The sequence below is a fragment of the Protofrankia sp. Cas8 genome (assembly GCF_963555845.1).
Lineage (GTDB): Bacteria > Actinomycetota > Actinomycetes > Frankiales > Frankiaceae > Protofrankia.
In genome coordinates this window covers 6744-13947 of sequence record NZ_CAUVXI010000121.1, presented here as the reverse complement: position 1 = coordinate 13947, position 7204 = coordinate 6744, and the positions used below count along the sequence as shown (strand labels likewise).

Sequence of the window (7204 nt, the reverse complement as noted above, 5' to 3'; positions counted from 1 at the left end):
TCGACCCCGGTCGTTGTGCGGCCGTCGGCCATGGGTCACCCACCCATGGCCGACGGCCGTGTCGATTGTCAGCGCCGTCGGCGGAATATTCGGTTGCCGAGCCATACCAGCGGGTCGTAGGAGGCGTCGACCACCCGCTCCTTGAGCGGAATGATCGCGTTGTCGGTGATGGTAATGTGTTCCGGGCACACTTCCGTGCAGCATTTGGTAATGTTGCAGTAGCCGATTCCGGCCTGCTCACGCAGCAGCTCCCGTCGGTCCCCGGTGTCCAGCGGGTGCATCTCCAGTTCGGCATACCGGACCATCAGCCGCGGGCCGGCGAAGACCGGTTTGTTCTCCTCATGGTCGCGGATGACGTGGCAGACGGTCTGGCACAGGAAGCACTCGATGCACGTGCGGAACTCCTGGACGCGGTCGACGTCCTCCTGCTTCATTCGGTGGTGTCCGTCGGCACCGGCGGGCGGCCCCGGCGCGAATGCCGGCACCTGCGCGGCCTTCTCGTAGTTGTACGAGACGTCCGTGACGAGATCCCGAATCACCGGGAACGTCCGTAGCGGGGTCACCGTGATGGTGTCGCTCGGCGCGAACAGATTCAGGCGGGTCATGCACATCAACCGGGGCCGGCCGTTCACCTCGGCACTGCACGACCCGCATTTACCGGCCTTGCAGTTCCACCGGACGGCCAGATCTGGGACCTGTGTCTGCTGGAGCCTGTGCAGTGCGTCGAGGACGACCATGCCCTCCTCGACGCTGACCGTGTAGTCGTGCAGATCACCGCCGTCGGCATCGCCTCGCCACACCTGCAGCGCCAGGTTGTATGCGGCCATCAGGCACCCTTTCCGCTGGTCGCGGCTGCTTGGAACAGATGGGCCAGCTCCGCCGGCAGCGCCGGCAGCGGTTCGGCGGTCAGGACAAGCCGGTCCGCGCGCAGCCGCAGAACGTGGTTCACGGTTGCGAACACCGGATCGGGCTGCGGGAAGTCGTCGCGGGTGTGCCCGCCGCGGCTTTCCCGGCGGGCCAGCGCGGACCTGGCGATGCATTCCGCGACGGTGAGCAGTGACCGCAGGTCGACGGCGAGATGCCAGCCGGGGTTGTACTGCCGGTGACCGGCGACGGCGACCCGGCGGGCACGGGCCTGCAACGCTTCGATCTCCATCAGCGCCCGGACGAGTTCGGGCTCGGTCCGGATGATCCCGACCAGGTTCTGCATCACTTCCTGCAGGTCGAGCTGCAGCTGATAGGGGTTCTCCGGGGCCGCCTCCGCAGCGGTGGCGGAGAACGGCACGAGGGCCTGCTCGGCGATCGCGTTGACCTGTGCGTCGTCAGCCACGCCGCGGGCCTCCGCTGGCACCGTCCGCGCGTACCACGCGGCGTGCAGCCCCGCCCGCCGGCCGAAAACGAGCAGGTCGGACAGGGAGTTGCCGCCCAGCCGGTTCGAGCCGTGCATGCCGGCCGCGCACTCGCCCGCGGCGAACAGTCCGGGTACCGTCGCCGCCGCGGTGGCCGGGTCGACCTTGATGCCACCCATGACGTAGTGGCACGTCGGGCCGACTTCCATCGGATCTCTGGTGATGTCGACGTCGGCCAGCTCGGTGAACTGGTGGTACATGGACGGCAGCCGGCGGCGGATGTAATCCGGGTCACGGCGGGATGCGATGTCGAGGTACACCCCGCCGTGCGGCGAGCCCCGCCCGGCCTTGATCTCGGCGTTGATGGCCCGCGCCACCTCATCGCGGGGGAGCAGCTCGGGTGGCCGGCGTGCGGTCACCTTGTCGGTGTACCAGCGGTCAGCCTCCTGCTCGGTGTCGGCCGTCTCAGCAGCGAAGATCGGCGGGATGTAGTCGAACATGAAGCGACGGCCTTCGGAGTTGAGCAGTACACCGCCGTCGCCCCGGACACCCTCGGTGACGAGGATCCCCTTCACTGACGGTGGCCAGACCATGCCGGTGGGGTGGAACTGGACGAACTCCATGTCCATCAGCGCGGCCCCCGCCCACAGCGCGAGTGCGTGGCCGTCGCCGGTGTACTCCCAGGAGTTCGATGTCACCTGGTAGGACTTGCCGATGCCGCCGGTGGCGAGCACCACTGCGGGCGCGTCGAAACGCACGAAGGTCCCGGACTCACGCCAGTACGCCAGCGCGCCGGTGACCGGCGGTCCGTCACCGTCGGGCACGTCCTGCGCCGGTGCGGTCTCCTGGCGCCCCGCCGTCAGCAGGCGCAACACCGTGCATTCCATGAAGACGTCGACACGCTTGCTGACCAGCCGATTCTGCAGGGTACGGATCAGCTCCAGGCCGGTACGGTCCCCGACATGGGCGAGCCGGGCGAAGCGGTGGCCGCCGAAGTCACGCTGGAGGATCCGTCCATCGGGCGTCCGGTCGAAGACCGCGCCCCACTCTTCCAACTCCCAGACCCGGTCGGGCGCCTCCTGCGCGTGGATCTGGGCCATCTGCCACTGGTTGAGCATCTTTCCGCCGCGCATCGTGTCGCGAAAGTGCGTCTGCCAGCTGTCCTCGGGCCACACGTTACCCATTGCGGCCGCGATACCACCTTCGGCCATGACGGTGTGTGCCTTGCCGAGCAGGCTCTTGCAGACGACGGCGACCCGGGCACCCTGTTCGTGCGCCTCCAACGCCGCGCGCAGGCCCGCGCCCCCCGCGCCGATCACCACGACGTCGTATGCGTGCGTCTCCGAGATCGATGATGGTGTCATGGCCGCTCACGCCACCCAGTGGTAGTCGTGGATGTGACCACTTGCGACCAGCCAGATGTAGAAATCGGTCGCCATGATCCACAAAAGGCTCGCCCAGGCCCAGACGAGGTGGCGCCGGTTGAGCGCCGAGACCCCCCGCCACAGCCGCCGGCGCACCGGGTGTGTGGACAGGGTCCGCAGCCCGCCCCCGCACAGATGCCGGAACGAATGGCAGGAAAACGTGTAGAGGCCGAGGAGTACCACGTTGACCGTGAGGATGCCGGTGCCGACGCCGATGCCGAAACTGCCGTCGAAGCTGAACGCCCGGACAGCCTCGTAGGTGAGCAGACCCACGAACAAGGCGCCGAAGTACAGGAAGTAGCGGTGCACGTTCTGCAGCAGCAACGGGAACCGGGTCTCACCGCTGTACCTACGCCGGGCGTCGGGAACCGCGCAGGCCGGCGGTGCCCACCAGAATGATCGGTAGTACGCCTTCCGGTAGTAGTAGCAGGTGAGCCGGAAGCCGAGCGGGAAGATCAGAATCAGGATGGCGGGTGAGATCCAGGGCACATCGCCGAGCAGTCCGGAGCCGAGCGCATCGGTCGGGCAGGAGTCGGTCAGGCAGGGCGAATAGAACGGCGACAGGTACGGATGCGCGTAGTAGTTGCCATTGCGGAACGCCGCCCACGTCCCGTAGACGACGAAGCCGGTGAGCACGGCCACCGTGATGGTGGGAGCTACCCACCATCGGTCCCGTCTCAGGCTGGGTTGGGTGATCCTCGCTCGGGCCGCGCCGGTGCTGGGCGCGGTGGCTCCGGTGGAACCCCGATTGTCGGGATGACGGGCATCCGTCTGCGTCGGCATGGCGCTCCTTGGTTCCCCCCGGGCCGCAGCGCGATCATGGAGCTTCGGGGCGCTGGGGCCCTGGCGTGTTCTCCTTGAGTGGTGTTCTCCCGGTTGCGTTTCGGTCGGCTGGGGCGGACCGACGACAGGCCGCGAACTGTGGCGCGGCCCGTCGTCCCATGCTCACACCCGGACGCGGCGCCGGCGGCGCGGCGACACGGAGCGACCCCGCTGCCACCCGCCGGCAACCCCCTCGTCGTCGCATTCGGGCTGGAACTCAGGCTCGCCCTGGCGGGCCGGCACGAACACGGGTTCACTGCCTTCGGAGTACACCGAGCAGGCGGAGGTGCCCGCCGTGCCGGCATCGGCCAGGCCGCTCGTTTCGCTGCGGCTGAGGGTTTCGGCCCCCAGGTCGTCGAGGTCCTCCAACACCCGGCGCACGTCCGCCTCGAGACGGCCGGCCAGGCGTGAGCTGGGCGCGTGGCGGCGCACGCATCGCACATGACGTTGTGCTTCCGCAACCGCCCTGGTTATGGCGAGAAGCTCGTCCCGTAGGCTTGTCGACTGCACGATTCGCCACCTCCGTGGTTCCACCTGCCGGTCGGCGACCTTCGGGACGGGTGTCGGTACCCGTTCCCGCTGCCGAGCCGGTCACATCGATGACACACTACGTTCACACAGCAGTATGATCGACGGGCGGAAGGTTGGCCAGAGGCAGAGAACTTCTGACCGTGCCGGGATGCCAGAAGGCGGTGGCGGGCCGGGTCGGGGGACCTGTTCGCGAAATCTTCCTGTCATGTTCCGATCGTGGTCATGTCCCGATCGTGGACGTGGACGTGGACGTGGACGTGGACGTGGACGTGGCGCGGGACGTGCGGAGCGCCCGGGTCGCGCTTTCGTCAACGGCGAGGCCTTCGGGATCCCTGATCGGGTCGCCGGTGACGACGACACCGTAATCGCGCGCCGCACCCTCGATCGTGACGTATTCGTCACGCACGTCGTGCAGGACCCGCAGCGGATCGCGTTCCAGCGCGTCTCCCCAGCCACCCGCCCCGTTGCAGACAAAACGGATCATCGTGTTGGCCGACGCCGCAACCGGGGTGAGCAGGAAGCGGTACTCACCGTCGGGGTCGAGCTCGTGCGTCTGCGGGTTGACGACCCCCATCAGCGGTGTCGCCTCGCTGTAGATCGGGCTCGACATGGTCAGCGGCAGGATGGCAGGCTGCTGGGCGAGCGGTGACGTCGCGGGGTCCCACAGCCAGCCACCGGCAAGGCTCCCGGGTCGGCCGCCGTACACGCCGCCGTTGCCCGGGGGCCGCTTGACGTGGAAGGTGGAGATCCGGTGTTCGGCCGGGGTCAACCAGAGGCTGTCGGTGACGCTGGCCGAGCCGCTGCGGTGCTTGCCTGCGCCGGCGGTGTCGGGAACATAGTCGCGCCGAAGCACGACGACGGGGTTGTCTGCTTCGCCCTGCTCGGTTCCGCCGTCGAGTAGATTCAGAATCATCATGAGCTGACTTGAGTCGGCATCGCCGTCCCTGGTGGCACCCCATGGCCCCGCCGGGGTCACGGTCGCGCCGGCCGAGCTGAACCACGGGGTTCCGCCGGCGGTGACACCGCTGGCAAAATGAATCGTACCTCCCCATGAGTCCGGCGCGACTGCGTACTCGCCCAGTACACCGTTGATGGCGCTGAAGGTCGCGTTGATGATTGCCAGGACTGGTTCCCAGTAGAACATGCAGCAGTGCGGTGGCGACGGGTTGATGATGCTGTCGGCGGGCAGCAGCACGTCGACGTCTCGCAGGGACGCCGAGGTGAACGGGCTTTTGGGGTCGATGAGGTACTTGAGCGCGATGGCCACGGCGGTTTTCGCGTCCAGCCACGAGCAGTTGATGGCCGAATTCGTCGCGGGCGAGGAGCCGCTGAGGTCGAACTCCGCCCGGCCCCCCCGTTTGTTGATGCGGACCCGGACGACATGCTCCGCGTCGTCGCTGAGACCATCGCTGTCGAGCCGCTCTTCGCCCTCGTAGATTCCGTCGGGCAGCCGCTCGAGTGCGTTGCGCATGGTTTCCGCGGCAGCGTCGCACGCATAGCGGATGCCCCCCAGATATGCCGGCAGTCCGTATTTCTCCAGGGTTTCCAGGAGGAGGCCGGCGCCCAGCTCGAGCGAGGTGTGGATGGTCTGGATGTCGGGCAGCACGATCGGACCGAGACGGGTGTTGTCGAGAATGAGGCTGAACGTCGGCTTGACGGGCTTTCCCGCGCTGTAGAGCAGGGTCGGCGGCAGTACCAGACCGTCCTCGTAGAGGTCGGTCTTGGTGACCTCGAAGCCGCCGATGGTCCGGCCGCCCCAGTCGAGCATGTGCGCGCGGATGGTCACCGCGCCGACGAGTTCGCCGGCACTGAAGACCGGCCGGATGAAACAGACGTCGTTGAGGTGTGTTCCCACCCGGTAGGGATCGTTCACCATGATGACGTCGCCCGCCACGATGCGGTCGAGGCCGTACTCCTCGAGGGCGATGCGGACCGCGTCCGGGATGGAGCCGAAAAACAGCGGAATCGTCTGGGCCACCGCCGGCATCGCGTGGTTCAGCGAGGGCGGACCGGTCACGGCTGCGGAGATGTCCGTCGACTCGCGGATCTGCGGTGAGAACGCGTAGGTGATGAGCTGGCTGCAGACGTGTTCCATGATGTAACGGAAGCGGCTGGAGATCACTGATGCCGTGAAGCGGTCACACTGGTACAGCTGTTCGAACTCGGTGTCGCTGAGGTCCCGCAATGCGGCACCGTTGCCATTCCGAATTCCGGTCTGGGTCGTCATCATCCCTATCCTTCGCAAGAAGCTGGTTCGCCTGGCTCAGGCGATGCTGAGCTCGCCGTATTCCCCGACTGTCGCCGTGTGACCGGCTGGCACGAACGTCGTGGACATGGGCTCGCGGATGATGGCTGGCCCCGCGATCCGATGCCCCGCCAGTAGTTTCGTGCGCTGGTATTCGGACGCCGGGACGTCGTGCCCATACAGATGGCTCAGTGTCGTCGTCGCGTCGGCCTGCGGTGCCACGTCCGAGGCGACCTCGACCTTGGGGTACTCGGCCTTGTCGGAAGGAACGATCATCTGTACCCGAAAGGTGACGCCCTGGACGGGAAACATCTCGAAGCGGTTGCTGTTGCGCCGTTGGTAGGCGTCGTGGAAGGTCTTGATCATCGTGGTGATCGTGTCCGAGGTGATGGTCCCCCCGGGTACCTCGACGAACGGCGTCTCCCAACTCTGGCCGTACAGCCGGCCGTCAAAGCTGCGAACGATCCGGACCGCGTTCGGGTCGATGCCCTGGCGGGCCAGCAGACCGTCCTCCATCTCCCGGAACAGCCGGTCGACGGTGTCCGCGGTTTCAGGGGACAGGAACGTGTACGAACTGCGCTGGTCGGAGAACACCTGGTCGGAGCTGACCAGGCCGAGCGCGCTGAACAGGCCCGGATGGGGAGGAACGATCACCCGTCGCAGCGGGACGAGGTCCAGCAGGGACGGAAGCAGCATCGGTCCCGCGGCACCGAACGCGACCAGGCTGAAGTCGCGCGGGTCGATCCCTCTGCGGATGGCGATGTTCAGCAGGCCTTCGGCGATGTTGTTCAGGCCCATCTTCCACGCGAAGGCGACCCGTTGTCCCAGGGACA

The 7204-nt window shown here is 67.2% G+C and carries 6 protein-coding genes; all 6 read right to left on the bottom strand.

Annotation, left to right across the window (positions count from 1 at the left end; genetic code table 11):
- Positions 1-68 precede the first annotated feature (68 nt).
- Entirely contained in the window at positions 69-827 is a 759-nt protein-coding gene (locus U9977_RS17010; protein ID WP_322750256.1) for a succinate dehydrogenase/fumarate reductase iron-sulfur subunit, read from the bottom strand.
- Positions 827-2713 carry a fumarate reductase/succinate dehydrogenase flavoprotein subunit gene (locus tag U9977_RS17005; protein ID WP_322750255.1) on the bottom strand — a complete coding sequence of 629 codons (1887 nt, stop codon included), beginning with the start codon at positions 2711-2713 and terminating at the stop codon, positions 827-829. The genes U9977_RS17010 and U9977_RS17005 overlap by 1 nt, the downstream gene beginning before the upstream one ends.
- Positions 2714-2719: 6 nt before the next feature.
- A complete protein-coding gene (locus U9977_RS17000) occupies positions 2720-3556 on the bottom strand; it encodes a hypothetical protein (RefSeq protein WP_322750254.1) in 837 nt (278 codons plus the stop codon).
- A 162-nt stretch (positions 3557-3718) separates the two neighbouring features.
- Positions 3719-4105, bottom strand: a complete 387-nt coding sequence (locus U9977_RS16995) for a hypothetical protein (RefSeq protein ID WP_322750253.1) — start codon at positions 4103-4105, stop codon at positions 3719-3721.
- 241 nt (positions 4106-4346) lie between these two features.
- Entirely contained in the window at positions 4347-6353 is a 2007-nt protein-coding gene (locus tag U9977_RS16990; RefSeq protein ID WP_322750252.1) for a hydantoinase B/oxoprolinase family protein, read from the bottom strand.
- 36 nt (positions 6354-6389) lie between these two features.
- Positions 6390-7204, bottom strand: an 815-nt coding sequence (locus U9977_RS16985; protein ID WP_322750251.1) for a hydantoinase/oxoprolinase family protein, incomplete at its 5' end; no start/stop codon positions are given.

Excerpts from the sequence above, each read along its gene's own strand:
- U9977_RS17000 (WP_322750254.1), bottom strand. The coding sequence starts at position 3,556 with ATGCCGACGCAGACGGATGCCCGTCATCCCGACAATCGGGGTTCCACC.
- U9977_RS17010 (WP_322750256.1), bottom strand. The coding sequence starts at position 827 with ATGGCCGCATACAACCTGGCGCTGCAGGTGTGGCGAGGCGATGCCGAC.
- U9977_RS16990 (WP_322750252.1), bottom strand. The coding sequence starts at position 6,353 with ATGACGACCCAGACCGGAATTCGGAATGGCAACGGTGCCGCATTGCGG.
- U9977_RS17005 (WP_322750255.1), bottom strand. The coding sequence starts at position 2,713 with ATGACACCATCATCGATCTCGGAGACGCACGCATACGACGTCGTGGTG.